The organism is Flavobacterium sp. FlaQc-30 (genome assembly GCF_044005885.1).
Taxonomy (GTDB): domain Bacteria; phylum Bacteroidota; class Bacteroidia; order Flavobacteriales; family Flavobacteriaceae; genus Flavobacterium.
The window spans coordinates 110,799-136,775 of sequence record NZ_JBIPCO010000002.1 but is presented as its reverse complement, the minus strand read 5'-3'; the positions used below and the strand labels follow the sequence as shown (position 1 = coordinate 136,775).

21 protein-coding genes and 3 tRNA genes are annotated in these 25,977 nt (G+C 32.9%); 11 read left to right on the top strand and 13 right to left on the bottom strand.

The features are described 5' to 3' along the window. Window positions 1–44 precede the first annotated feature (44 nt). Window positions 45–1,841, bottom strand: coding sequence for a translational GTPase TypA (typA, locus tag ACHRV0_RS05950; RefSeq protein ID WP_089052960.1), 1,797 nt, complete (start codon window positions 1,839–1,841; stop codon window positions 45–47). Window positions 1,842–2,009: 168 nt separating this feature from the next. Here typA and ACHRV0_RS05945 point away from each other — a divergent pair, with 168 nt between their 5' ends. Both ACHRV0_RS05945 and ACHRV0_RS05940 read left to right on the top strand, forming a co-directional pair. Then, a complete protein-coding gene (locus tag ACHRV0_RS05945; RefSeq protein ID WP_395440204.1) occupies window positions 2,010–3,719 on the top strand; it encodes a PAS domain-containing protein in 1,710 nt (569 codons plus the stop codon). A 5-nt stretch (window positions 3,720–3,724) separates the two neighbouring features. Further along, the gene (locus ACHRV0_RS05940) at window positions 3,725–4,141 is read left to right on the top strand and encodes a response regulator (RefSeq protein WP_129025878.1); all 417 of its coding nucleotides are present in this window, start codon (window positions 3,725–3,727) and stop codon (window positions 4,139–4,141) included. A gap of 159 nt (window positions 4,142–4,300) precedes the next feature. Here ACHRV0_RS05940 and rpsT read toward each other — a convergent pair whose 3' ends face one another. The 5 genes from rpsT to proS form a co-directional block, all read right to left on the bottom strand. Then, window positions 4,301–4,552 carry a 30S ribosomal protein S20 gene (gene rpsT / locus ACHRV0_RS05935; protein WP_089052957.1) on the bottom strand — a complete coding sequence of 84 codons (252 nt, stop codon included), beginning with the start codon at window positions 4,550–4,552 and terminating at the stop codon, window positions 4,301–4,303. A gap of 154 nt (window positions 4,553–4,706) precedes the next feature. Then, window positions 4,707–4,778, bottom strand: a tRNA-Glu gene (locus ACHRV0_RS05930). A gap of 44 nt (window positions 4,779–4,822) precedes the next feature. Further along, window positions 4,823–4,894 (bottom strand) — tRNA-Glu (locus ACHRV0_RS05925). Between the two features lie 38 nt (window positions 4,895–4,932). Continuing rightward, window positions 4,933–5,004 (bottom strand) — tRNA-Glu (locus ACHRV0_RS05920). 80 nt (window positions 5,005–5,084) lie between these two features. Then, window positions 5,085–6,563 carry a proline--tRNA ligase gene (proS, locus tag ACHRV0_RS05915; RefSeq protein WP_395440203.1) on the bottom strand — a complete coding sequence of 493 codons (1,479 nt, stop codon included), beginning with the start codon at window positions 6,561–6,563 and terminating at the stop codon, window positions 5,085–5,087. A gap of 101 nt (window positions 6,564–6,664) precedes the next feature. On the opposite strand from proS, the gene ACHRV0_RS05910 reads away from it, so the two are divergent. From ACHRV0_RS05910 to ACHRV0_RS05890, 5 genes are all read left to right on the top strand, one after another. Beyond that, window positions 6,665–7,669, top strand: coding sequence for a hypothetical protein (locus tag ACHRV0_RS05910; RefSeq protein ID WP_395440202.1), 1,005 nt, complete (start codon window positions 6,665–6,667; stop codon window positions 7,667–7,669). A 48-nt stretch (window positions 7,670–7,717) separates the two neighbouring features. After that, window positions 7,718–9,220: an OmpP1/FadL family transporter gene (locus ACHRV0_RS05905; RefSeq protein WP_395440201.1), complete on the top strand. Its 1,503-nt coding sequence runs from the start codon at window positions 7,718–7,720 to the stop codon at window positions 9,218–9,220. A gap of 200 nt (window positions 9,221–9,420) precedes the next feature. Next, entirely contained in the window at window positions 9,421–10,731 is a 1,311-nt protein-coding gene (gene rimO, locus ACHRV0_RS05900) for a 30S ribosomal protein S12 methylthiotransferase RimO (RefSeq protein ID WP_089056222.1), read from the top strand. A 43-nt stretch (window positions 10,732–10,774) separates the two neighbouring features. After that, a complete protein-coding gene (locus tag ACHRV0_RS05895; protein ID WP_395440200.1) occupies window positions 10,775–11,341 on the top strand; it encodes a hypothetical protein in 567 nt (188 codons plus the stop codon). Between the two features lie 33 nt (window positions 11,342–11,374). Continuing rightward, window positions 11,375–12,280 carry an N-acetylmuramoyl-L-alanine amidase gene (locus tag ACHRV0_RS05890; protein WP_395440199.1) on the top strand — a complete coding sequence of 302 codons (906 nt, stop codon included), beginning with the start codon at window positions 11,375–11,377 and terminating at the stop codon, window positions 12,278–12,280. Window positions 12,281–12,610: 330 nt separating this feature from the next. Here the strand turns inward: ACHRV0_RS05890 and ACHRV0_RS05885 are convergent, their stop codons facing one another. From ACHRV0_RS05885 to ACHRV0_RS05870, 4 genes are all read right to left on the bottom strand, one after another. Next, on the bottom strand, window positions 12,611–13,681 hold the full coding sequence (locus ACHRV0_RS05885) for an outer membrane beta-barrel protein (RefSeq protein WP_089052950.1): 1,071 nt from the start codon (window positions 13,679–13,681) through the stop codon (window positions 12,611–12,613). A gap of 801 nt (window positions 13,682–14,482) precedes the next feature. After that, entirely contained in the window at window positions 14,483–15,439 is a 957-nt protein-coding gene (locus tag ACHRV0_RS05880) for an aldo/keto reductase (RefSeq protein WP_395440198.1), read from the bottom strand. Window positions 15,440–15,609: 170 nt separating this feature from the next. Continuing rightward, window positions 15,610–16,176, bottom strand: coding sequence for an HdeD family acid-resistance protein (locus ACHRV0_RS05875; protein WP_395440197.1), 567 nt, complete (start codon window positions 16,174–16,176; stop codon window positions 15,610–15,612). 218 nt (window positions 16,177–16,394) lie between these two features. Beyond that, window positions 16,395–17,726: a sialate O-acetylesterase gene (locus ACHRV0_RS05870; RefSeq protein ID WP_395440196.1), complete on the bottom strand. Its 1,332-nt coding sequence runs from the start codon at window positions 17,724–17,726 to the stop codon at window positions 16,395–16,397. A 280-nt stretch (window positions 17,727–18,006) separates the two neighbouring features. Here ACHRV0_RS05870 and ACHRV0_RS05865 point away from each other — a divergent pair, with 280 nt between their 5' ends. Then, window positions 18,007–18,516, top strand: coding sequence for a C40 family peptidase (locus ACHRV0_RS05865; protein WP_395440195.1), 510 nt, complete (start codon window positions 18,007–18,009; stop codon window positions 18,514–18,516). Between the two features lie 78 nt (window positions 18,517–18,594). Here ACHRV0_RS05865 and ACHRV0_RS05860 read toward each other — a convergent pair whose 3' ends face one another. Then, window positions 18,595–20,175 carry a murein L,D-transpeptidase gene (locus tag ACHRV0_RS05860; RefSeq protein ID WP_395440194.1) on the bottom strand — a complete coding sequence of 527 codons (1,581 nt, stop codon included), beginning with the start codon at window positions 20,173–20,175 and terminating at the stop codon, window positions 18,595–18,597. A 184-nt stretch (window positions 20,176–20,359) separates the two neighbouring features. Then, window positions 20,360–20,773, bottom strand: coding sequence for a DUF1573 domain-containing protein (locus ACHRV0_RS05855; RefSeq protein WP_129022965.1), 414 nt, complete (start codon window positions 20,771–20,773; stop codon window positions 20,360–20,362). 164 nt (window positions 20,774–20,937) lie between these two features. Here ACHRV0_RS05855 and ACHRV0_RS05850 point away from each other — a divergent pair, with 164 nt between their 5' ends. The 3 genes from ACHRV0_RS05850 (at window position 20,938) to ACHRV0_RS05840 (ending at window position 23,757) form a co-directional block, all read left to right on the top strand. After that, a complete protein-coding gene (locus ACHRV0_RS05850; RefSeq protein WP_395440193.1) occupies window positions 20,938–22,200 on the top strand; it encodes a sensor histidine kinase in 1,263 nt (420 codons plus the stop codon). Beyond that, window positions 22,197–22,883 (top strand): response regulator transcription factor, encoded by a 687-nt coding sequence (locus ACHRV0_RS05845; RefSeq protein ID WP_129022963.1) that lies wholly within the window; start codon window positions 22,197–22,199, stop codon window positions 22,881–22,883. Before ACHRV0_RS05850 ends, ACHRV0_RS05845 begins: the two co-directional genes overlap by 4 nt. A 109-nt stretch (window positions 22,884–22,992) precedes the next feature. Further along, a complete protein-coding gene (locus ACHRV0_RS05840) occupies window positions 22,993–23,757 on the top strand; it encodes an MBL fold metallo-hydrolase (protein WP_395440192.1) in 765 nt (254 codons plus the stop codon). 1 nt (window position 23,758) lies between these two features. Here the strand turns inward: ACHRV0_RS05840 and ACHRV0_RS05835 are convergent, their stop codons facing one another. Then, entirely contained in the window at window positions 23,759–25,975 is a 2,217-nt protein-coding gene (locus ACHRV0_RS05835; protein ID WP_395440191.1) for a B12-binding domain-containing radical SAM protein, read from the bottom strand. Window positions 25,976–25,977 lie beyond the last annotated feature (2 nt).

Here is a 25,977-nt window from a genome sequence, read left to right as displayed (position 1 = left end):
TCCATAAAGGAATTTGGGATTTTTTATATTGAAATTTAAAATTATTAAACTTTAAATCTTTTTCTATCAGTTTCAGTCAAATAGATTTTTCTTAGACGAATAGATTTTGGTGTAACCTCTACATATTCATCTTTTTGAATGTACTCTAAAGCTTCTTCAAGAGAGAAAATAATTGGAGGGATAATTCTAGCTTTTTCATCAGCTCCAGATGAACGAACGTTAGATTGTTTTTTCTCTTTAGTTACGTTCACACACATATCATCACTACGAGAGTTTTCTCCAATTACCTGACCTTCGTAAATTTCAGCATTTGGTTCAACAAAAAACTTACCACGATCTTGTAATTTATCGATAGAATAAGGAATAGCTTTTCCTTTTTCCATAGAGATCAATGAACCTTTGTTACGTCCAGAAATTTCTCCTTTGTAAGGCTCATATCCAATGAAACGGTGTGACATAATAGCTTCACCAGCCGTAGCAGTAAGCAATTGATTTCTTAAACCAATAATTCCACGTGATGGAATATTAAATTTAATGATCATACGCTCACCTTTAGTCTCCATACTTAACATTTCACCTTTACGAACTGTTACGAATTCAACTGCTCTACCTGAAAGGTTTTCTGGTAAATCGATTGTTAATTCTTCAATTGGCTCACATTTTTTACCATCGATTTCTTTGATGATAACTTGCGGCTGACCAATTTGTAGCTCATAACCTTCTCTTCTCATTGTTTCAATAAGGACAGATAAGTGAAGTACACCACGACCAAAAACCATAAATTTATCTGCAGAATCAGTTTCACCTAACTTCATCGCTAAGTTTTTCTCTAATTCTTTTGTCAATCTTTCTCTAATATGACGAGAAGTTACAAATTTACCTTCTTTACCAAAGAAAGGTGAGTCATTAATTGTAAACAACATACTCATTGTAGGCTCATCAATAGCAATAGAAGCTAAACCTTCAGGGTTTTCGTTATCAGCAATAGTATCACCAATTTCAAAACCATCAATACCAACTACGGCACAAATATCACCAGCAATTACTTCAGCTACTTTTTTACGTCCAAGACCTTCAAAAGTATGTAATTCTTTGATTCTTGATTTCGTAACAGTACCATCTCTCTTTACTAAAGAGATTGCCATACCTTCTTTCAAAATACCTCTTTCTAAACGACCAATAGCGATACGCCCAGTAAAAGCAGAGAAATCTAAAGATGTAATCAACATTTGAGGAGTACCTTCAGAAACTTTAGGAGCTGGTACATTAGCAATAACCATGTCTAATAAAGGCTCAATGTTTTCTGTTTGGTTTTTCCAATCGTCAGACATCCAGTTGTTTTTAGCAGAACCGTAAACAGTTGGAAAATCTAACTGCTCTTCTGTAGCACCTAATTCAAACATTAAGTCAAAAACTTTTTCATGAACTTCTTCAGGAGTACAGTTTTCTTTATCAACTTTATTGATAACTACACAAGGCTTCAAACCTAAATCAATAGCTTTTTGTAATACAAAACGAGTTTGCGGCATTGGCCCTTCAAAGGCATCCACTAATAAACATACACCATCGGCCATGTTCAATACACGTTCTACTTCACCTCCAAAATCCGCGTGGCCAGGAGTATCGATAATATTGATTTTTGTTCCTTTGTATTGAACAGAAACGTTTTTAGAAGTAATAGTAATACCTCTCTCACGCTCTAAATCGTTATTATCAAGAATTAAATCACCTGTGTTTTCGTTGTCACGAAATAATTGACAGTGATACATAATTTTATCAACCAAAGTGGTCTTACCGTGATCGACGTGGGCAATAATTGCAATATTTCTAATAGATTCCATTTGTGTTTTTTAATGGGTGCAAAAGTACACTTTATTTTCTAAAAAAAAACGTTTCTGTGATAGTTTGCGTATATACAAGTAATTAGTTCTTTAAATCAATGTTAAATTAGGCATCAAAATGAACTTTACTTATTGTTTAGTTATGGTTAATTTAACTATATTTGAGTAATGAAAAGTAAAACTCTCCTAATTACTCTTGTTTACGTTATCATATCACTAATTATGGCAACAGTGTGCCATAATCTACTCATTAAATACTTTTTTCAGTCAAAATATTCTTATTTATTTTATTTAAAGGACATTTTTCTTATCCTGACTACAGGACTTATTTTCAAATACATACTCACAAAAAATGAAAATAGAAATATTTCAATTTTTAAGAAACTAAAAAAAACAAACGAAGAAATTAAAGAATCCAACGAAAAATATGACATCGTTGCAAAAGCAACAAGTGATACTATTTGGGATTGGAAAATACAAGAAGACCGAATAAATTGGAACAAAGGAATTGAGAGCGTTTTTGGATACAACCCTGAAGAAGTTGGAAAAACTTCAAAGTGGTGGTTTGACAAAATTCATCCAGAAGACAGCATTAGAATGTCTATTAAATTATACTCTTTTATTGAGCAAAAAACAGAAAAATGGCAGGATCAATACCGTTTTAGATGCGCCGATGGAAGCTACAAGTATGTTTTAGACAGAGGTTTTTTACTAAAAGATGAAAACGGAAGAGCTATCAGAATGATTGGTGCAATACAAGATATTACCAAACAAAAAGAAGAAGAACAACGATTAAAACTATTAGAAACCGTAATCACACAATCTAAAGATTCAATTTTAATTACCGAAGCCAATTCTGTCGATCGTAAAATACCAAAAATCGTTTATGTTAACCCAGCTTTTTCTCAAATGTCTGGCTATGGATCAAATGAAATAATCGGAAAATCTCCAAATATCTTCAAAGGGCCAAAATCCGACTCAGATGAACTAAAAAAACTCTTAAGAGCCATCAAAAATGAAGAAGAATGCCTAATAGAAACAATTAGTTATACTAAGAAAAAAGAAGAATACTGGGTACGCTTCTCTATGATCCCAATTTTTAATAATGAAGGCTTGATATCACACTGGATTTCTATTCAAAGAGATATTACTGACGAAAAAACATTAGAAACCGAAAAAGAGCATTTAATTCGCGAACTAACACAAAACAATAAGGATTTAAAGCAATTCTCATACATCACGTCACATAATTTACGAGCTCCCTTATCTAACTTAATTGGACTTTTAAATCTTATCGAAGATATTCCTATCGAGAATACTGAACTGCAAGAGATTTTAGGAGGTTTTACAAAATCAACTCATTTATTAAATGAAACAATTAATGATTTAGTAAAAGTCATAATCATAAAAGACAATCCTTCTATGCAAAAAGAAGAAGTTTCGCTAAAAGAAGTTTTTGAAAATGTATTCAGCCAGCTTTCTTTTCAAATTGAACTGCACAAACCAATTATTAAATTAAAATTCGAAAAAGTACCTTTACTTAATACAAACAAAGCTTATATTGAAAGTATTTTACTCAACCTGCTTACGAACTCAATAAAATACAAGTCCGAAAACCGTAAATTAAAAATATCGATAACCGCCGAACAAATTGACCAACAAGTTACATTAACCTTTAAAGACAATGGAATTGGAATCGATCTAGACCGAAATCGCGATAAGGTTTTTGGACTTTATCAAAGATTCCATAATTATCCAGACAGCAAAGGACTAGGTTTATATCTTGTAAAATCTCAAGTAGAAACCATGGGAGGAACGATCAGTATTGATAGCGAAGTCAACAAAGGCACAACATTTACGATAACATTTAAAAACTAAACACTATGCTTGAGCAAATTTTATGCATTGACGACGATCCAATTACATTAATGCTATGCAAAAAAGTAATTTCAAAATCATCATTTTCACATGAAATTATCACTGCTCAAAATGGTGAAGAAGCACTACTCCATTTCAACACCTTAAAATACACCAATAATAAAAACAAGGTAAACAAAAAACCAGAGCTGATTTTTTTAGACTTAAATATGCCGGTTATGAGTGGATGGGAATTTCTAGATCATTTCACCTCAGCTGACTACAAAGAATTCAACACAGCAAAAGTCATCGTATTGTCTTCAACAATTGATCCTGACGACTTAGCCAAAGCAAAAAAATACCCTATAATTATAGATTTTCTTTCAAAACCAATTACGCTGGCCATGTTAGAATATCTCAAAAAGAAAATAGACATCGACTAAAAACCAGACATTACTAACTCTTGAAATCCAACAAAAGCTATAATTAAAAAATATTAAATTCAACACTAATCAAAAAACTGAATTTAAGATTTTCATTTTTAAACAACAAAAAAGTCCTCTAAAAGAGGACTTTTCTAATATTTAGGAAATTGCAATTAATTACAATTTAGCAACATGTTTCGTTAATTTAGACTTCAAGTTAGAAGCTTTATTATCATGAATGATGTTCTTTTTAGCTAATTTATCAATCATAGAAATTACAGTTGATAATTTTGCAGTAGCATCAGATTTATCAGTAGCTAATCTTAATGCTTTAATAGCGTTACGAGTAGTTTTGTGTTGATATCTGTTAAGAACTCTTCTTTTTTCGTTACTTCTGATTCTTTTTAATGCTGACTTATGATTTGCCATTTTTTTTTAATTTTAGATGTAATAATTATTATAAATACTAGTTAAAAAAGAAAAACCTCCCACAATTGCAAAACAATCACTTTGGTTTTAACTAATAAAACAAAAACCGAGACACCAATTTTCATTTTACAAAACTTATTTACAACTAATTTTGTAGTCTGTAAGGGAATCGAACCCCTGTTACCAGGACGAAAGCCTGGAGTCCTAACCCCTAGACGAACAGACCAGTTCTCTTCTAAGTTTTCTTCAATTTAAAACAAATTGAAATTGTAGTCCGTGGGGGAATCGAACCCCCCTTACCAGGATGAAAACCTGGCGTCCTAACCGATAGACGAACGGACCAATACATCAAGTTAAATAACTTATTCGCAGAAAAAAAGTAGTCCGTGGGGGAATCGAACCCCCCTTACCAGGATGAAAACCTGGCGTCCTAACCGATAGACGAACGGACCATGTATTTCTCTAATGCGGATGCAAAGATACATCTATTTTTTAGTTGCACAATAGCTGATGCAAAAATTTTTATTTTTTTTTAATACGCCTTAGCAAAAAGCACTCTTTTCGAAGACGGATTACCTGTAAACACACAGCTTCCAGCCTCTTCAACAGCATCTAAAGGAATACAACGAATCGTCGCTTTTGTCAAATCTTTTATCTTTTCTTCGGTCGCTGCAGTGCCATCCCAATGAGCAGAAATAAACCCTCCTTTTCCTTCTAAAACTTCTTTAAATTCCTCAAAACTATTTACTTCCGTAACATGAGTATTACGATACTCTAATGCCTTATTAAATAAATCCGTTTGAATCTGCTCAAGTAAGTCATTTACATACTCAACAATTTTTTCGCCAGCAACAACCTCTTTTGTCAAGTTATCACGTCTCGCAACTTCAAAAGTTCCGTTTTCTAAATCTTTAGGACCAACTGCAATTCTTACCGGAACACCTTTCAACTCCCACTCTGCAAATTTAAATCCAGGTTTTTGAGTAGTTCTGTCATCATATTTCACAGAAATCTTAAGCTTTCTTAATTTAGCCGTTAACTCATTAACCGCTGCTGTAATTTCAGCCAGCTGCTCATCTGTTTTGTGAATTGGAACAATCACCACTTGTATTGGCGCCAAATTAGGAGGAAGCACTAATCCTTGATCATCTGAATGCGTCATAACCAAAGCTCCCATCAAACGAGTAGAAACACCCCAAGAAGTTCCCCAAACATGTTCTTGCTTTCCTTCGGCATTTGCAAATTTCACATCAAAAGCTTTTGCAAAATTCTGTCCCAAAAAGTGAGAGGTTCCAGCTTGCAAGGCTTTTCCGTCCTGCATCAATGCTTCAATACAATACGTTTCATCTGCGCCAGCAAAACGCTCTGTTTCGGTTTTAAAACCTTTCACAACTGGAATTGCCATGAAATTTTCAGCAAAATCAGCATAAACATTCATCATTTTTTCAGATTCTTCCAAAGCTTCTGCCTTTGTTGCATGAGCCGTATGCCCTTCTTGCCACAAAAACTCTGCAGTTCTCAAGAATAAACGTGTACGCATTTCCCAGCGAACTACATTTGCCCACTGATTAATTAACAATGGTAAATCTCTATAAGATTGCACCCATCCTTTATATGTAGACCAAATAATTGCCTCACTAGTAGGTCGAACAATAAGTTCTTCCTCCAGTTTAGCATTTGGATCAACCATTAATTTACCCGGTTTATCAGGATCATTCTTTAATCTATAGTGCGTAACAATAGCACATTCTTTTGCAAATCCTTCTGCATTTTTTTCCTCAGCCTCAAACATGCTTTTAGGAACAAACAGAGGAAAATAAGCATTCTGATGTCCAGTTTCCTTAAACATTCGATCTAACTCAGCTTGCATTTTTTCCCAAATCGCATAACCATATGGCTTAATTACCATACAGCCTCTAACTCCTGAATTTTCAGCTAGATCCGCTTTCACAACCAGCTCGTTATACCATTTCGAATAATCTTCTGATCTTGTAGTGAGGTTCTTACTCATATTATATAGTTTGGCACAAATTTTGTTTTAATTATTTTAACTAAATAGTTTGACAAAACTAACTATTTTTGTAATGTGCAACAATAAAAAACACCACAGATATGAAAACTTATATTACTCTACGTCAAAACTCAAGTCATTTTTACTTAATTGGACTATTGAGTTTTCTGCTTGCATCGTGTGGTTCTTACCAAAACACATCTTATAATGATAATGACGGAGTCTATGGTAATTCCACTACTAGATACGTTCAGACAAACACATCTAACGCAAACAACCAATACAAAGATTATTTCAGATCTCTTCAAGACGACAACCAGCCTACGGAAATTTTTACAGATGTAGACAGCTACGGCAACTACTCTCAAAACGACAGTACGCAAGTAGCATCAACTGCTTATCCAGCTTGGGGAAGCAGTCCATCTGAAGTTTCTGTAAATATATATTCTAACCCAACATGGTCAATGGGATTTGGTTTTGGTTTCGGATACCCATATTACGGATGGGGCTACGGCGGATACTGGGGATACCCTGGTTACGCTTGGGGATATCCTGGATACTGGGGACCTGGATGGGGTTATCCTGGATATTGGGGACCAGGTTATTACGGAAACTATTCTTATAACTATGGAAGACGAGGTTCTGCAGCATACTATGGAAGCGGAAGAAACTATAGCTCAAATAGAAATTTTGCCTCTGGAAGAAACTACTCTTCAAACAGAAATTATACTGACAGAAGCTTCAACAACAGAAGCTATAGCAACAGAAACTATACAACAGATAGAAACTATACCAACAGAACAAACAGCTATTCTGACTATAGAAGAACTTCCACAACAAACGGCGGCAGAAACTACACAACAAGCCCAACGTTCACAAACAGAAGAAGCACAACACAAGGACAAAGTAACAGCTACGATTATTCAAACAGAAGATCAAGCTCTACAACTAATAGAAGCTACAACAACACCAATAGCAGCCCGTCTAGAACTTACTCTCCTAGCCCATCGCGTTCAATGAACAGCGGCGGCGGAAGCATGAGATCATCTGGCGGCGGTGGCGGTAGCGGAAGATCTTACGGTGGAGGCGGAGGAGGAAGAAGATAACCTTCCTCTCCCTTTTACCAATCTAAAATCACACAAAAACATACCAAAATGAAAAAAATACTCTTCCTATTAATTACAGGACTAACTGTCAGCATCTCACATTCTCAGGAAGTTTCTGATGCTTTACGCTTTTCGCAAGACAACTTAACAGGAACGGCGAGATTTAGAGCAATGAGCGGAGCATTTGGTGCTTTAGGCGGGGATTTATCCTCAATTAGCGTAAATCCTGCAGGATCTGCGATTTTCATAAACAACCAGATGGGAGTAACTTTTAGTAATCAGAACATCAAAAACAACTCTAATTACTTTGGAACTCAAACTTCAGACAAAGACAATTCATTCATCCTAAATCAAGTGGGAGCAATCTTTGTCTTTAATGACAGGAATCCAAACAACAATTGGAAAAAAATTGCGATTGGAGCAACCTACGAAAACACCAACAACTTCAACAACAATGTTTTCTCAGCTGGAACAAATCCAACTAATTCTATAGACAACTATTTCCTTACTTATGCAAACGGAATTCCGTTAGGAGACATTACTGGAATACCATATAAAAATCAGTTTTATGATGAGCAGCAAGCCTATTTTGGCTACTACGGCTTTGTCATAAACCCAGTAAGTCCATTAGACAAAAACACTCAATACACGTCTAATGTTCCTGCAGGTGGAAACTACTATCACGAAAACGAAATTTACACCAGAGGATATAACAGTAAATTAAGTTTTAACATTTCAACCTCATATAAAGATCGCATCTATTTTGGAGCAAATTTAAACGCACATATTACTGATTACAGAAGATCAAGCAGTTTTTATGAAGATAATTCAAACCCATTAGAACCTACTGAAACCATTTCTAATCTGCGTTTTAACAACGAACTTTACACTTATGGAAATGGATTCTCTTTTCAACTTGGCGCAATTGCTAAAGTAACAGACTCTTTCAGACTTGGATTAGCTTACGAATCAAATACTTGGTATGAACTTTATGACGAAGTCTCTCAAAGCCTTCACACTACTACGCAAGCCGCAAATGGACCTGAGAAATATGCAGACATAAACCCTAACGTTATTAATGTTTACGAATCATACACTTTGCAAACTCCTGGAAAAACAACTTTTAGTGCGGCGTATATATTCGGAAAATCAGGTTTAATCAGCGTTGATTACGCTATTAAAGATTATGGAAACACAAAATACAAACCTACTAACGATCCAGGATTTAGAGGTGTAAATAACGACATCAGTAATCAGCTGACTAATAATGGAGAATTAAGAATTGGAGCAGAATACAAAATAAACCAATTAAGCTTAAGAGGCGGATACAGATATGAAGGAAGCCCGTATAAAAACAAAACTACTATTGGAGATTTAAACAGTTATTCTGGTGGATTAGGTTATAATTTTGGAGGCACAAAACTAGACTTAGCTTATTCTTATGCTGAAAGAAAATCAAACCAAGGTTTCTTTACTAAAGGATTTACCGATGGTGCCAATATCACATCAAAACTCAACAATGTTACATTGACTTTATTATTTGAATTGTAATTTAAAAATAAACAGAATAATAAAACTTCCGTCAGGTTCTTGCTTGACGGATTTTTTTTTACTCCTAACAAAAGAAGTCTAATTCGACAGAAAAAACACAGCATACAGTACAATTTACATCACAAAAAACACCTAAATAGAATCGAAACAAGCGCTGTTTGAATAAAAAAGTGTAATTTTGCACTCCAATTTATAAAAGTATGAGAACCAAGTCTTTAAAAAAGAACAAAATTAACGTAATCACTCTTGGGTGTTCAAAAAATGTATATGATAGTGAAGTGCTTATGGGACAACTTCGTGCAAACGGTAAAGAAGTTACTCATGAAGCCACTAAGGATGAAGGAAACATTATTGTAATTAACACTTGCGGGTTTATTGATAATGCAAAAGCAGAATCAGTTAATATGATTTTGGAATATGCTGATAAAAAAGACAAAGGTTTAGTTGATAAAGTTTTTGTAACTGGATGTTTATCTGAACGCTATAGACCAGACTTAGAAAAAGAAATCCCGAATGTAGATCAATATTTTGGTACAACTGAATTACCTCAGCTGTTAAAAGCTTTAGGAGCCGATTATAAACATGAATTATTAGGGGAAAGACTAACAACAACTCCTAAAAATTATGCTTATTTAAAAATTGCTGAAGGCTGCGACAGACCTTGCAGTTTTTGTGCTATTCCGTTGATGCGTGGATCACATATTTCACAACCAATTGAAAAATTAGTTAAAGAAGCACAAGGTTTAGCAAAAAACGGCGTTAAAGAATTAATACTAATCGCTCAAGACTTAACCTATTACGGTTTAGACCTTTATAAAAAAAGAAATCTTGCCGAATTATTAGAAGAATTGGCGAAAGTTGAAGGCATTGAATGGATTCGTCTGCATTATGCTTATCCTACCGGTTTCCCGATGGATGTTTTGGAATTAATGAAACGCGAACCTAAAATTTGTAATTACATTGATATTCCATTACAGCATATTTCAGATTCTATTTTAAAATCAATGCGTCGTGGTACAACACAAGCTAAAACAACACAATTATTAAAAGATTTCCGCGCTGCAGTTCCGGGAATGGCAATTAGAACAACTTTAATCGTTGGATATCCAGGTGAAACTCAGGAGGATTTTGAAATTTTGAAAGATTTTGTTCAGGAAATGAAATTTGACAGAATGGGATGTTTTGCTTATTCTCATGAAGAAAACACGCATGCCTATTTACTAGAAGATGATGTTCCAGACGACGTGAAACAAGCAAGAGCTAATGAAATTATGGAATTACAGTCTCAAATTTCATGGGATTTAAATCAAGAAAAAGTAGGACAAGTTTATAAATGTATTATCGACAGAAAAGAAGGCGCACATTTTGTAGGAAGAACAGAATTTGACAGCCCTGATGTTGACAATGAAGTTTTAATAGACGCTTCTAAACATTATGTAAAAACAGGAGAATTTGTTAATATACGCATAATTGAAGCTACAGAATTTGATTTATACGGAGAACCTGCTTAAATTTACCTAAATAATTATCAATTTTAGATAAAAAACTTTTTATATGAAAGCTACACAATCTTTATTTCTTTTGGTTTTCACCATATTCTGCTTCAATTCTGTTTCTGCTCAATACGGAAACGGATATAATAATGGCTATGGAAATGGTTACGGGAACGGTTATGGAAATGGCTACGGACGAGGCGGCGGAATGGGAATGGACAGAAGCATGATGCAAGGACCACAAAGTACTCCAAGTAAACCTAAAGAAGTTCCTGTAGAAGAAACTGCTTCATTAATTGTTGAACAAATGAAACCAGCTGTTAATTTAGACGAATTACAGGTAATTGCAATAACAAATGTTTTGGCTGACAGTATGAGAGAGCAAGGTATTCTTTTAAAAAATGAAAGCAGCAGCCAAGAAGTAAAAATTGAACAAATAAAAGCTCTAAGAGAAAGTACAAATAAAAAAATAGGTGCTTTTTTAAATCCTGATCAAGTTGCAAAGTACACTACTTTCATGGAGAACTTTAAAGAAATCAAAAAACCTTCTAAATCAAAAAAGAAAAAAGATTCAAAAGATAACAAAGAAAAAGAAGAAGACAAACCTGTAGAAAAAGCGCAAGAATAATTGCTCAAACTTCACCATAAAATGCAACTAACCATGGCAAAAAAACATTTTTGTTATCTATTTTTAGCAATTATAATTACTTCTTGCTCAACAAATCCTTACAAGAATACCGAAAAAGCTTACGATCAACAGCTTAAAACTCTGGAGAATCAAATTACAAGCAAAGAACCTCAATCTATTCCGCCAATAACACCAGTAATCATTGATACTTCGTATGCTGCTCAACTGGGCATTATTAAAGATACTTTATCAAAAACTGGATCTACAGCTTTACAAAATGGAATAAATACAGAATGGGTTGGTACGGTAAACTTTAACTTAAGGAAACCTAGCTTTATTATTATTCATCACACCGCTCAAGATTCACTTCAGCAAACGATTAATACTTTTACCAAAGTTAAAACACAAGTAAGCGCGCACTATATTATTTCTGAAAACGGAAAAGTAGTTCAAATGCTAAACGATTATCTAAGAGCTTGGCACGCAGGAAATGCTACTTGGGGAAAAAATACTGATTTGAATTCTACTTCAATCGGGATTGAACTTGACAACAATGGATTCAAACCGTTTACAGAAGCTCAAATTAGCAGTTTAGTTGCTCTTTTAACCAAGCTTAAAAAAGATTACAATATTCCAGCTCAAAACATATTAGGGCATGCTGATATTGCTCCTGGCAGAAAACAAGACCCAAGTGCACTGTTCCCTTGGAAAACTTTAGCGGAGAAAGGTTTTGGAATTTGGCCGGATGTTGTACTAGAAGAAGCTCCTTTTGACTTTAAAATAGAGCCTGCACTAAGAATAATAGGATATAACACTAAAAATCTTTCAGCAGCTATTATGGCTTTTAAACTGCATTATATTCAAACTGATGTAACTGCCACTTTAGACCGAAAAACAATAGACACTATTTATTCGATTTATAAGAAACAAGTTCAATAAATAGTATTCACAAAATACAAAAGCGCATTTCTACAATTTTAGAAATGCGCTTTTTTTGTTCCTTTTAGTTCCCACAATTTGCCAGCACGAACACCAATTATCAAAAATTAAAAAACGAGTTTAAATACAGATTAGAAATCGTCATACTATGCATTTCGTTAATTTCTCATAATTAACGTACTACGGTAAAACATCAAACAAAGCACATAAATCTTTTTTCATTTTTTTAATCTGCAGCAAAAGAGAAAGACATTCTAATAAAAAAGCTGCCAAAACATTAATATGTTTCGACAGCTCCAAAAAAAAAAAAAAAAATATCAATCTTTATCTCTAGAAAGAGTATGTTGTAGCAAGGAGAGCATAGAATGATCCGCCGGTTGGAGCAGCATCTTTATCTAAAAAGATGTCCTCTGATGCGGCATCGTATCTTATCTCTGGAATAATAGTCAGTTTTCCAACTTTATAATTTAAAGAAGCTGTATTAGCAAAAACATTTGATCCAGTTAAAGTTCCTAAACTTGGAGCAGCACTTTTTGCATCAAAATATTCCATTCTATAAGCTAAAAGTAATGATGGAGAAAATGCATAATTTGCATAACCTACTAAAGAAAACCACTCACCATCATCTACACTTGAAATATCATTTTTGGTTTTAGCATAAGTTGCATTAAATCCAAGTCCAAAGCTGTCGCTTATTGTTTTTGACGCAACAAAATCAAACTGTGTTTTATTCTCTAAAGAAGATGGATTACTGCTGCCTGAAGTAAAATTTAAATAAGCGCTTCCAGTTTCACCAATATATCCTAACTGACCTATATATGTTTTTTGAGTAGAACCCGCGTCCATTGCCGATTTAAAATCAGTAGGATTAGTTATACCAAACATCGCAGTAAACTTTCCTGAAGTATATTGTGCTTTTACACCGGTATTAAAAAATGGACCATAAGAAAAAGCATAAGACATGCTGTAGTTTTTATTATCGACAGCATCTAAAACTTCATATCCAATATGAGTTCCAAAACTACCTGCTACAACTTTAAATTTATCAGTAATTTGGTAAGTAAAAAACAATTGTTTGATCAAAAATTTTGCTGTTATATCTTTATCAGTCGTTTCATTATAGGAGAACTCTCCTGCTCTTTTTCCAAAGCCTAAGTCTACAAAAACAGAAGCTTTTCCAAATGTATGTCCCGCCTCTATCGACGCCATTCCTAATTCAAACGAATCTTGCGAGTTGGTAAAGCTCGTTAATCCGTTCATTTGTTTCGAAAAATCATATTTATAGTAAGCATCTGCAGACCCTCCCCAAGTTGTTGCCGGCGAAGTTTTCGTTTCATCATCTTGGGCAAAAGCAAAAGAACTCGTTAACGTCGCGGCTAAAATGTAAAATACTTTTTTCATGTGTTAATTGGTTTTTAGTTATTAATTGATTTTGGTTAGTTAATCTTTTATATATCTATTTAATAGTATAAGTCATTTTTAAAACCTTGAATCTGCCTGTAAAACCTCCTCATTTTCATTAGCGAATTTATTAACTTTTGCATGAGTAGAATAATTGAAAACTACTTTTTTGGCTTTTTAAACGAAGAATTACGGATTACAAAAATTAAAACATCAATAATCATTATTTGACATTTATAAGGTTTTGTTTTTAAAAATTCAATAACCGAGTTTCATAAATTACAACGCAAAAACAATAGCAAAAACCAAAAACAACAGAAATTAAACACTAAAAACAACAATTTTAAACATCAAAAAACAATTATACCCATTAAAAAATGGGGGTATACAAAAAATAATTAAAAGCAAGGATAAAAAGTCATTTTTATAAAACACCACAATAGGTTAAAAACAAATCGTAAAAATTCCTACAAAAATAACAACTATGAATACTTTAAAAAAGGTCGCTTTTTACACGACCAATTACCCTTTAAAAACAAAAAACCTGTCCGAAATTTGAACAGGTTTCCAAACCGCAAAAATGACTTTATTCTTAACTATTATACTTATTTAAATTTCACGCACTTTTATTCTATACTCTTTATCTCTCCAAAAAACAGAAACAACTTTAAAACGAATAGTATTCAAAAACTTTTACAGTAACAATGTAGACACAATTAAGTATCACAGATTATACTATATATAACCAAAAACGCACTGCTATTGCAGTGCGTTTTATTTTTATCTAAATTAGATATTATTCTATGCTAATATCCTTTTAATTGCATTCAATTCATCAGGGGTAAACTCTAATTTTTGCAAACAATCTATATTATTATTTAATTGCTTTACAGAACTCGCACCAATCAAAACAGACGTAATTCGTTTATCTTTTTGCAGCCAAGCCAATGCCATCTGCGCCAAAGATTGATTTCTGTTTTTAGCAATTTCATTTAATTGAATCAATTTCTGAATGCGTTCTTGTGTAACCTCATCCTCCTTCAAGTGTCCGTTTGGATTATGCGCTCTAGAATTTTCTGGGATTCCGTTTAAATATTTATCCGTTAAAAGTCCTTGTGCCAAAGGCGAAAATGCAATACAGCCTACTCCTTTCTCTTCTAAAACATCCAACAATCCATTTTCTACCCAGCGTTCTAACATAGAGTATTTTGCTTGATGAATTAAACATGGTGTACCTAATTGCTTTAAAACATCAACCGCTGCACGAGTTTGCTCCGCCGAATAATTACTGATTCCAACATAAAGTGCTTTACCGCTTCTTACTGCATAATCCAACGCCATCATTGTTTCTTCAATTGGCGTTTCAGGATCAGGACGATGCGAATAAAAAATATCTACATAATCTACCTTCATTCTTTTTAGACTTTGATCTAAACTTGACAGCAAATATTTTCTAGACCCCCAATCGCCATAAGGTCCATCCCACATTGTATAACCTGCTTTTGTTGAAATGATAATTTCATCACGTAAATTTCCCTGAAAATTATGCCATAAAATTTTACCAAAATTTGTTTCAGCAGAACCCGGAACCGGGCCATAATTATTAGCTAAATCATAATGTGTAATTCCTTTATCAAAAGCTTCTACAGCAATACTTTCTGCATTTTCAAAATTATCTACTGACCCAAAGTTATGCCATAATCCTAAGGAAATTTCAGGCAGTAATAAACCGCTTTTTCCGCATCTGTTGTATTTCATTATCTAAAATTGAGATTAAATATTCTACCAAATAACCCTAAAAAGATTTAATAGCCTTTTCTAGGTTTAACCATCGAAAGATACTTATTTTTTTATTTCGACTCAAAAAACAAACCCGACAGATTTATAAAAAACTATCGGGTTTGTGTTATCTAAGAATTAAAATCATCTTAATGCATATCATGTATTCTCTTTAATTTGAAAGAAAAATAAATATAAAAAAATCCAAGAGCAATAAAAGCAAAAGCAGTCCAATATACTAATGAAAGTCCTGCAAAAACTGGATTCCATAATAATACAAACGAAAATATAGTTCCCAGTATTCCTAGAATCAAAAGATTTCCCCAATCAGAAACGGCATAACTCTTTAAATTAAAGGCAATAACTATAGCCATTATAGAGCGAAATAGAATTACAAAACCTACATAAAGCGGCAGCAGAGTAATTGAGATTAGCGGATTAATAACCAGCAATATTCCCACTACTAAACCTATAATCCCTGATGCTAATGTCCATCCCCAATTGTCGATTTTCTTTCTGTTTGAAAGAGCAAAAATGATTTCAAAAATTCCGCTTCCTAAAAACGAAACACTAAAGAGAAACGCAAGAGTTAAATAAGCTGCCAACGGCGTCATATAAGACCAAATTCCGATTCCAACAAACAGTAATCCAACTAATAAAGGAATATACCAGTAATCAATAGCTTTTTTTACTTTTTTAAATAAAGAATTTTCCATAAGTATACTTTTAAAATCGTGCCTACTCTATAAAGTTTTCAGCTTACCTTTAAAATCAACGTCATAAAAACCACTTCTCAGATCTTCTTACATCGCTGTCTTTCAAAGATATAAATAAAAACTTACACTTAAGTATTATTCATTGTCCGTTTCAACTTGATCTTGTCGAGTAAAAAACAAAACAAATTAAAGCTGTAAAAGAACTTTAAAAATTCCTTCTACCCTGTAATAAAACAAGAAGCTGGCAGATTTGCTTCATTAAACAAGTCGGATTGTATTGTATTTCCCCAAGCAAATCTGACTTTTTGAGGATTATCTACTTTTTTGCATATCAAAACAACTTGACTATTTTTAATTGATGCTTCGGCAAAATAGAAAACCCCATCAGCTCCAGCGACTTCAAATTGTTTAGAATTTTTATTCTTGAAATGCAATCCTTCAGCATAGTCAAAAGAAACTTCTACTGTATTTTTCTCTATTTTAATTTCTTTAAAAAGCGGCCCATTAACTAAACTTAAATTGATTTTATAGGTTTCAGCCAAAGCTAAATTTGCCAAACGTATTCCAACTTCTTTTTTATTTTTTGGATGAATATCAATCGTATCCGAAATGTCCGAAGTCAAAACCATTCCAGTTTTCGAGACTTCTTTCAAAATTTTTCTTTGTGAATTTCTAACTATAACATTCGAAAAATTATTTGCTCCTGCTTTAAAAGGAGCGATTTGAACGAAGTAAAAAGGAAATTCGTCATTCCATTCCTTTCTCCATGAAGCGATCAAAGCGGATAATGTCTTATCATAAACCAACGAACCAACATTTGATTCTCCTTGATACCAAAGCGTGCCCGCTATTTTAAATCCTGCAAAAGGATGAATCATTGCATTATAAGCGCGTCCAGGCAAATGTGGATCGTATTCTTGCTTATTTAATTTCTTGGCACTTTCCAACAAAACAGGATTATTTTGTACAACTTCTTCTGGCATCCAAATCTCTGCGGGAGTTCCTCCCCAATTTGAAGAAATCAATCCAATTGGAACATTTTTTAAATCTTCTTCCTGCAGGCGCTTAGCAAAGAAATAGCCAATGGCGCTAAAATTTCTCATGGTTTCTGGAGTCGATTCTGCCCAATTCCCATATAAATTATGCTGCGGAGTTAGGGCTGTCAATTTTGGAACGGTATAAAAGCGGATATTTGAATTTGAGGCATTCTTTGCCTCTTCTTCACCATCATCAATTCCCCAGTCAACAGACATTTCCATATTTGATTGTCCTGCACAAAGCCAAACTTCTCCAATCAAAATATTTTTTAAAACAACTTCATTAAAGCCTTTTATTACGATTGTAAAAGGTCCTCCAGCTTCAGGTGTTTTAATGTAAAACTCCCATTTTGCCTCATTATCAGCAACACTTCTATACTCTTGATTATTCCAACTCGAAACCAATTTGATTTCCTCATTCGGATTTGCCCAACCCCACATTTTCACTTTTGAGCTGCGCTGTAAAACCATATTATCACCAAAAAAATTTGGAAGTGTAATGTTTGCCATCATAGTATTGGAAATCAACAGAAAGAAAACAAACTTAAATATATTATTTTTTATTAGCCCCCTTTTTTGCTAAACATAATTTATTTGTTAAAACACAAATGCGATTCCTAAAATTTTTTGAAACAATCTATCTAAAATATCCAAAAGTAATAAAAACAGATACTTTAACACACTAAAGAAGGTCTTTAAAACAGTTAATTCTTACAAATAATAAACGCCATTCTTTTGATTTACAATTTTTAGAACCTATCTTTATCGTTTAAATATTTTCTTCTTATAAAAAATGAAATCGTATCTCCTTATAGCTTTACTATCTTTTACTATATTTTCTTCTTTTACTTTAAAAAAGAGCGAACAACAAACTGCTTTTTCTAATCCAAAAATACAAACCGAAATTAACCGAGATTCTATTATCGAATATGCTAAGAAAAGCTTAGGCATACCATACAAATATGCCAGCAATGATCCCAAAAAAGGATTTGATTGTTCTGGTTTTGTAGGTTATGTTTTTAAAAACTTCGGCATGAATTTACCGAGAAGTTCCGGTGGTTACAAAAATCTTGGAACCGCTTTAAAACCTGAAGAATTTAAAGTTGGTGATGTTTTAGTTTTTTATGGATACAAGAACAGAAATGTAGTTGGCCATGTTGGAATAATATGTGAAGCAAATGGAATGCAGTCTAAATTTATTCACGCTTCATCTGGAAAAGCACAAAAAGTTACCATTACAGCTTTGGATACGGAACATTATACAAAACGTTTCTACAAGTGTATTGATGTCTTGAATAAATAATTTTCACTGCAAATTACACGAATTTATAAGCAGAAATTTAGTTTAAAATCGTGTAATTCACAGCTAAAACTTTTATATTTATTCTTCTGTCAGTAGTTTTATCAAACTTTCATCTCTTTGATAAATATCTTTGTAAAAATTCATGTTTCCTTCTCGATCAACCCAAGCTGTAAAATAACCAATATAAACAGGTATTTTGTTTTTTAACGTGTACCAGCTTTCTTTACCTGCGTGCATGGCTTTGTCGATTCTTGCGGGTGTCCATGAGGGATCTTGTTTTAATAATTCAATTGCCAGTTCACGAGGTTTAGCCACACGCACACATCCATGGCTGAAAGCTCTGCTTTCCCTTTCAAATAAACTTTTTGACGGTGTATCATGCAGATAAATATTACTGGAATTTGGAAATAAAAACTTCACTAAACCTAATGAGTTATTTTTTCCCGGAAGTTGACGAACAGCGCCATTATTCCATTCTAAATTTTTCTGTTTTAAATAATTTTTGTTTTTAGCCATTCCCGGTTTTATCTCTTTATTGATAATACTCGTTGGAACATTCCAATATGGACTAAAAACAATATTGTTCATCATTCCGCTAAAAACAACTGTTTTTGTCATTGCCTTACCTACCACAACCGCCGATGTAAATGCAATTTCACGATCTCGAATTAAATACAATTTAAACTCAGGAATATTTACCTCCAGATATTCCTTGCCTTTTTCTAATTCGGGATCAATCCAGCGGCAGCGCTCCATGTTGGCAATTATAGTTTTAATTCTATCTGATACGGGAACATTCATTTCGTCTATATGCTCTCGCAAGATTATATTTTTGGGAGATAAACCATGATGCAATTCGTAGTTTTTAATCGATTTCATTAAAACAGAATCACATACGGCACTTTTCGTATCCTCTTTAATGTCTTTTGTAATATAAAGTCTTTCTCTAATTTGGGCTATAACTTTTGACGAATCTCCTAATTTTAGATTTTTATAATTATCATCTATTTCAATAGTTTTCCAGCCGCCTTTTTTTTCAATTTCTCTGTATTCACGAAGAACATCGCGCAGTTTATAATACTGACTGAACATTTTACTCTTTCGATCGTCGTTTATAGTAGATTTTTGAAAAATAGAATCAGAGAAAACCTGATAATTCATTTTTTTTCGAGGAAGAAGCCATTCTAAAGATCTAGTCGTTTTTTCATCAAAACCACGATATACCTTTTCTCCGTAATAAAAATACAAATTGGTTATCATCAAGTCAGTATTTACTTGCGACAATTTGTTATCTGCATTACCTTCAAAAATAAAGTTGATTTCTTTGTATGGAAAATTGGCTTTTAAACCTTCATTATCTAAACCTTTATATTTGTTATAAAGTGTATTTCCAAACTCGACCACACCTTTGTTATCAAGCCACAATTGTGTCGATTCCTTCTTTTTATATAAAGAAAAAACCTCCTCTTGAAAATTCTTTAATTTAGGATAGGTTTCGTAAAAACTAGCAATAGCAATGCTGTCGATAGTAAGTTTAAGTTCAGGAACAACTGCTTTTGCCGTTTTGGTTTGATTTTCTTCTTTTTTATCCGCTTTAGAATTACAAGAAACTACAACTGCAAGAAGCACAACAGCAATAAAAGAACACCAAATTTTCATACTATTTTTTGTATAAAAATAGAAAAGTTTTACTGAAAACAAACCAATTATAAAAAAATAAATTTGTTCTTATTTATCCCTGTTTTATTCAAAAAAAACAATAGAAATAACAACAAAAAAACTCCAAATACATAACGCATTTGGAGTATCCACTTTATATAACTAACCTCTAAAAATAAACTTATTAAATAACAGTTCCTTTTAATGTAAGTACTTTTGGAGTTGTTTCAGCACTTGTTGTTACGGTAACTGTTTTTGTAAATCCTCCTTTGTTTGCTGCATTGTAAGTTGCAGTAACTTTTGCAGATTTACCAGGTAAAATTGGTTCTTTTGTATAATCAGTTGCTGTACAACCGCATGATCCTTTTACATCTGTAATTACTACAGCTGTTTTTCCTGTATTTTTAAATTCATAAACAATCGCTTTTGGAGTACCTTGAGGTATCTGTCCAACATCAATTGTTTCGGCTTTCCAAACAATTGTTGAAGCTGCTTCAATTACTGTTGTTTCAGAAACTAATGATTGTACTGGTGCTATTGCTGAAAAAGACATTAAGCCTAAAGCCAAAGCAAGCATAGAAATTTTAATGATTCTCATAGTCAAATATTTTAAATGGTTTATAGTTCTAATTTTATATTTCAAAAGTAATACAGACAAAAACAAATCGCTGTTAACCAGTTTCAAATCTTTGTTAATGACTTGTTAATCCCTTATTTTAGTCTTAAAAATGATTAATATTACACTTTTAAAATGCCTTTTTCTTGAAAATTAATAGACTTAACAGTATCATCCTCCTCGGATTAATTGCCATTATAAGCATTTTGGTAGCGCAATTGCTTTGGACAAAAGAAGCTTTTACATTAGAACAAAAAAAGCTTAGCCAGAAAGCCCATATTGCACTTCTTGAAGTTGCCAGAAAATTATATGAAGGAAAAGATCGCGAGCCATCTTGTCAAAATCCTGTTCGAAAAGTTTCAAACGATTATTACATTGTAAACATCGACAATGAGTTTGAACCCGATATTTTAGAATTTTATTTAAGATCAGAATTCAAAAAGATGAACATTACAACCGATTTTGAATATGCGATGTACAATTGTCAAAGCGACGAAATGGTGTATGGAAATTATATTTCTTTGTCTCAAAAAGCAAAAGCAAAAAAAACAGTTTCTTTTCCTAAACATAAAAATCTTGTTTACTACTTTGCAGTTCGTTTTCCTAACGAAACGACCTATTTATTCAGTTCAATGCGTTTTTGGTTTGTGCTTTCAACTGCTTTAATTTTGATTTTATTAATTTACGTATATTCGATTTTTAAACTTTTGCAACAAAAAAAATACTCTGAATTGCAGCGTGATTTTATCAATAATATGACGCATGAATTTAAAACCCCATTATCTTCTATTTTAATTGCATCGAAATATTTAATAGAACAAAATCCAATTAAGGAAAATAAAAAACTGCATACTTATACTGATATTATAATCAATCAGAGTAATAAACTGAATAATCATATTGAAAAGATTTTAAATATTGCGAAATCAGATTACAGACCTTTAGAATTAAAAAAAGAAACTGTTTTAATTATTCCAATTATTGAAGAAGCAATTGAAAACATTCACCTGAAATATCCAGAGGCGGTTATCAAAATCGAAACGCATTCTAAAGAGTATTTATTAGAAACAGATATATTTCATTTTTCTAATATCATCTATAACCTTTTAGACAATGCGGTAAAATACTGCAATGCAAAACCGGAAATCACAATTAAAATATCTGACGAAAAATCGATTTTAAAGATTGAAGTTATTGATAACGGAATCGGAATTTCTTCTAAAAAAATATCCTTTATATTTGATAAATTTTATCGAGTTCAAAATGAAAAAAGTAATGAAGTTAATGGTTTTGGACTTGGTTTATATTATGTGAAAGAAATTTGCGGACTGCAAAACTGGAAAATTAAAGCCGAAAATAATGCAACAAACGGAGTTACTATAACTTTATCTATTCCTTATAAAAAATGAAACAATATAAAATACTTTATACCGAAGATGATGAAACATTAGCCTTTTTGACCAAGGATAATTTAGAACAAAACAATTACGAAGTTGTTCATTGTATTGATGGTAAGTCTGGCTTGGAAACTTTTAAAAAAGAGAGTTTTGACATTTGTATTTTTGATATTATGATGCCAAAAATGGATGGTTTTGAATTGGCTTCAGAAATAAGAAAAATAGATTTAGATGTGCCTATTATTTTTCTATCAGCAAAAACTTTAAAAGAAGATCGTATAAAAGGACTGCGTTTAGGAGCTGATGATTATTTGGTAAAGCCTTTTAGTATTGAAGAATTAATGCTTAAAATTGAAATTTTTCTAAAACGCTCACAGCGAAATATCACGGTTGAGAAATCGATCTACGAAATTGGAAAATACCAATTTGATACTAAAAACTTCATTCTCTTTAATGATGATGAAAAAATTGGACTTACTCAGCGTGAAGCCGAATTATTAAAACTATTTCTCGATAATAAAAACTCTGTATTAAAAAGAGAACAAATCCTAACCTCTCTTTGGGGAACTGATGATTATTTTATGGGTAGAAGTCTTGATGTTTTTATTTCGCGACTTCGTAAAATTCTATCCAATGAAAAAGGTATTTCGATAGAAAATCTTCACGGAATTGGTTTCAGGTTTTCTATTGAATAAATTTCCGAAAATTCTTAATTTAAACGCTAACAATTTTATTAAAAACAAAGAGAAATCTATAAATTAAATTTGAAAAATCTTTGTATTTTTAATATCTAATTTTCCAGATATGAAAATACATCATTTGCGAAATGCGACTTTAGTTATTGAAACAGAGAAGCATGTAATTTTGGTTGATCCAATGTTAGGAAAAAGAAAAACGATTCCTCCATTTACAATCTTTCGATACAAACCAAAAAGAAATCCCTTAGTTTCTCTGCCCAAAAACAGCCGAGAAATTTTGAGTAAAGTAACTCATTGTTTAATAACTCATTTACATCCTGATCATATAGATAAAGCTGGTGAAGTTTTTTTAAGACGAAAAGGCATATCAGTTATTTGCAGTGCAAAAGATGAAAAAGTGCTTACAAAAAGAGGTCTTAACATTGTTCAAACTTTAAATTACTGGGAACCGCAATCTTTTTTAGATGGAAAGATTATTGGTATTCCCGCACTTCATGGTTATGGTTTTGTTGCAAAATTAATGGGAAATGTAATGGGATTTTACATCGAACTCGAAAATGAAAAATCTGTTTACATAAGCGCTGACACCATTTTTACCAATGATGTGCAAAAAGCGCTCATCGAGTTAAAACCTGATATTGCAACTGTTGCCTGCGGAACTGCCAGATTAGATTTTGGACAGCCTTTATTAATGCGAATGAATGATATTTTGAAATTTACAACACTTGCTCCTGGAAATGTTTTTGCAAATCATCTTGAAGCTTTAAACCATTGTCCAACAACTCGTGAAGAACTCAAAACGGCTCTTGCTGAAAACAATCTTCTCTCTAAAACTGCAATTCCAAGCGACGGAACTTTTGTAGAATACTAATTTATAAAACTAACAATCCGAACTCGCGTAAAGTGTTTATAGGTTTTGAATACCAAAACAACTCAAAATCTTCTAAATGAGTTTCAAAGTCATTTTTCACTTCTTGAAAAGTATAACTTTTAGGATTTGAAACTGAAATTTTAGTTAGAATTTCAATTAACCATTTACCTTCTTCATTACTGGTTTGAATAGCAAAACTTTGTTTTTTGTCATGAAAAGTCAGCGACATCATTTCCCAGCTTCTGCCTTTTTTAGATTTAGTAAAAATCTCCGTTGAAGGTTTTCCGCCAAGCCAAACCACTTTTGCATTTGGCTTTGTATTGAAATCATTTTGCTCTTCAAGTGCATTAAATATAAAATCGGGGTGAATTTTTGTCTTTGGAATTTTGAAATCAAACCAATCTTGAAGTTCGTAATCAAAACAAATTCCGTGCATGAAATTAAAAAGCGATTTCTTTAACCCAAAACTAAATTTATCGTGATTAATTCCCGTTGAATCTGTGTATTCAATATCATTATTAGCAAAAGTTCCAATAGTTTCAGAAGCCTTAGTTACACCAAATTTTTCAGGATACAACCCAACCGGACTATGGGCAGTTAATGCAAACTGATGCCAAAATCCAGACTGTAAAACTCCCGCTTCAAACAATTGACGAACCATTTCAAGACTATCTACTGTTTCTTGGATCGTTTGTGTTGGATATCCGTACATTAAATAGGCATGAACCATAATTCCCGCTTCGGTAAAATTGCGTGTTACTTTTGCAACTTGCTCCACCGTTACACCTTTGTCTATTAATTTCAATAATCGGTCTGAAGCAACTTCTAAACCGCCTGAAACTGCAATACAGCCAGAGGCCTTTAAAAGAAAACAAAGATCTTTAGAAAAACTTTTTTCAAATCTAATATTCGTCCACCATGTAACTGCAAGTTTTCGCTTTAGAATTTCAAGCGCCAAAGCACGCATTAAAGCTGGCGGTGCAGCTTCATCAACAAAATGAAAACCATTTTGCCCCGTTTGCAAAATCATTTCTTCCATTCGATCACAAAGTAAACTTGCCGCAACTGGCTCGTAAACTTTAATATAATCTAACGAAATATCACAAAAAGTACATTTTCCCCAGTAACAGCCATGCGCCATGGTAAGTTTATTCCAACGTCCATCACTCCACATTCTGTGCATTGGGTTTACAATTTCAATTACCGAAATGTATTTATCCAAAGGCAGATCTGAGTAATCTGGAGTTCCTACTTGTGATTGCTTATAATCGTGTTTTAACGAATTATTTTTATAAACTACTTCTCCGTTTTCTAATAAAAAGGTTCTTTTATAACACTTCTCGTCCCTCGACTCCGCTCGGGATGACATATTTTCAATAAGTTCTTCTATTGGAACTTCGCCATCGTCTAAAGTGATAAAATCGAAAAATTCAAAAACACGTTTATCTGAAAGTGAACGCAGTTCTGTATTTGGAAAACCGCCTCCCATTGAAATCTTAATTTCGGGGTGGTTTTGTTTTACCCATTGTGCACATCTAAATGCGCTGTATAAATTTCCTGGAAAAGGAACAGAAATCAAAAAGAATGTAGGCTTTACAGCTTCAATTTTTTCTTTTAAAATAGAAATTAAAACGGAATCAATATAAGTTGGTTCTTGTTGTAAAGCATTGTACAATTCATCAAAAGAATTGGCACTTCGGCCTAAACGTTCTGCATATCGGCTGAAGCCAAAATTTTCATCAACACATTCTACAATAAAATCCGAAATATCTTCAAGATATAAAGTCGCCAAATGTTTGGCTTTATCTTGTGTTCCCATTGTTCCAAAAGCCCAGTCAAGCTCTTCCAACTGTGCAAAACGAGAAGCTTCAGGCAGAAAATCTTCCTGACAAATCTGCAAAGCCAAAGTTGGATTTTTTCCCTGCAAAAACTGAATTACAGCATCAATGGTTTTGATGTATTCATCCTGCAAAGCAAAAATACGTTTAGAGTTATCTGAAACTTCAAAACCAGAAGTCTCAAACTTAAAACTTGAAATTTTAAACAAATGATTTAATCCTTTCTTCGAAAACAATTCTAAAATCACATCAATACCCAAATCTGCCTGAACCGACTCGATCATTTTGGTATTCAAAAAACCTTTTATATAAGCCGTTGCCGGATACGGAGTATTCAGTTGTGTAAATGGCGGCGTTATAACGAAGAGTTTAGTTTTCAACA

Coding starts and splice junctions, on each gene's coding strand:
- typA (WP_089052960.1), bottom strand. CDS start 1,841: ATGGAATCTATTAGAAATATTGCAATTATTGCCCACGTCGATCACGGT.
- ACHRV0_RS05945 (WP_395440204.1), top strand. CDS start 2,010: ATGAAAAGTAAAACTCTCCTAATTACTCTTGTTTACGTTATCATATCA.
- ACHRV0_RS05940 (WP_129025878.1), top strand. CDS start 3,725: ATGCTTGAGCAAATTTTATGCATTGACGACGATCCAATTACATTAATG.
- rpsT (WP_089052957.1), bottom strand. CDS start 4,552: ATGGCAAATCATAAGTCAGCATTAAAAAGAATCAGAAGTAACGAAAAA.
- proS (WP_395440203.1), bottom strand. CDS start 6,563: ATGAGTAAGAACCTCACTACAAGATCAGAAGATTATTCGAAATGGTAT.
- ACHRV0_RS05910 (WP_395440202.1), top strand. CDS start 6,665: ATGAAAACTTATATTACTCTACGTCAAAACTCAAGTCATTTTTACTTA.
- ACHRV0_RS05905 (WP_395440201.1), top strand. CDS start 7,718: ATGAAAAAAATACTCTTCCTATTAATTACAGGACTAACTGTCAGCATC.
- rimO (WP_089056222.1), top strand. CDS start 9,421: ATGAGAACCAAGTCTTTAAAAAAGAACAAAATTAACGTAATCACTCTT.
- ACHRV0_RS05895 (WP_395440200.1), top strand. CDS start 10,775: ATGAAAGCTACACAATCTTTATTTCTTTTGGTTTTCACCATATTCTGC.
- ACHRV0_RS05890 (WP_395440199.1), top strand. CDS start 11,375: ATGGCAAAAAAACATTTTTGTTATCTATTTTTAGCAATTATAATTACT.
- ACHRV0_RS05885 (WP_089052950.1), bottom strand. CDS start 13,681: ATGAAAAAAGTATTTTACATTTTAGCCGCGACGTTAACGAGTTCTTTT.
- ACHRV0_RS05880 (WP_395440198.1), bottom strand. CDS start 15,439: ATGAAATACAACAGATGCGGAAAAAGCGGTTTATTACTGCCTGAAATT.
- ACHRV0_RS05875 (WP_395440197.1), bottom strand. CDS start 16,176: ATGGAAAATTCTTTATTTAAAAAAGTAAAAAAAGCTATTGATTACTGG.
- ACHRV0_RS05870 (WP_395440196.1), bottom strand. CDS start 17,726: ATGATGGCAAACATTACACTTCCAAATTTTTTTGGTGATAATATGGTT.
- ACHRV0_RS05865 (WP_395440195.1), top strand. CDS start 18,007: ATGAAATCGTATCTCCTTATAGCTTTACTATCTTTTACTATATTTTCT.
- ACHRV0_RS05860 (WP_395440194.1), bottom strand. CDS start 20,175: ATGAAAATTTGGTGTTCTTTTATTGCTGTTGTGCTTCTTGCAGTTGTA.
- ACHRV0_RS05855 (WP_129022965.1), bottom strand. CDS start 20,773: ATGAGAATCATTAAAATTTCTATGCTTGCTTTGGCTTTAGGCTTAATG.
- ACHRV0_RS05845 (WP_129022963.1), top strand. CDS start 22,197: ATGAAACAATATAAAATACTTTATACCGAAGATGATGAAACATTAGCC.
- ACHRV0_RS05840 (WP_395440192.1), top strand. CDS start 22,993: ATGAAAATACATCATTTGCGAAATGCGACTTTAGTTATTGAAACAGAG.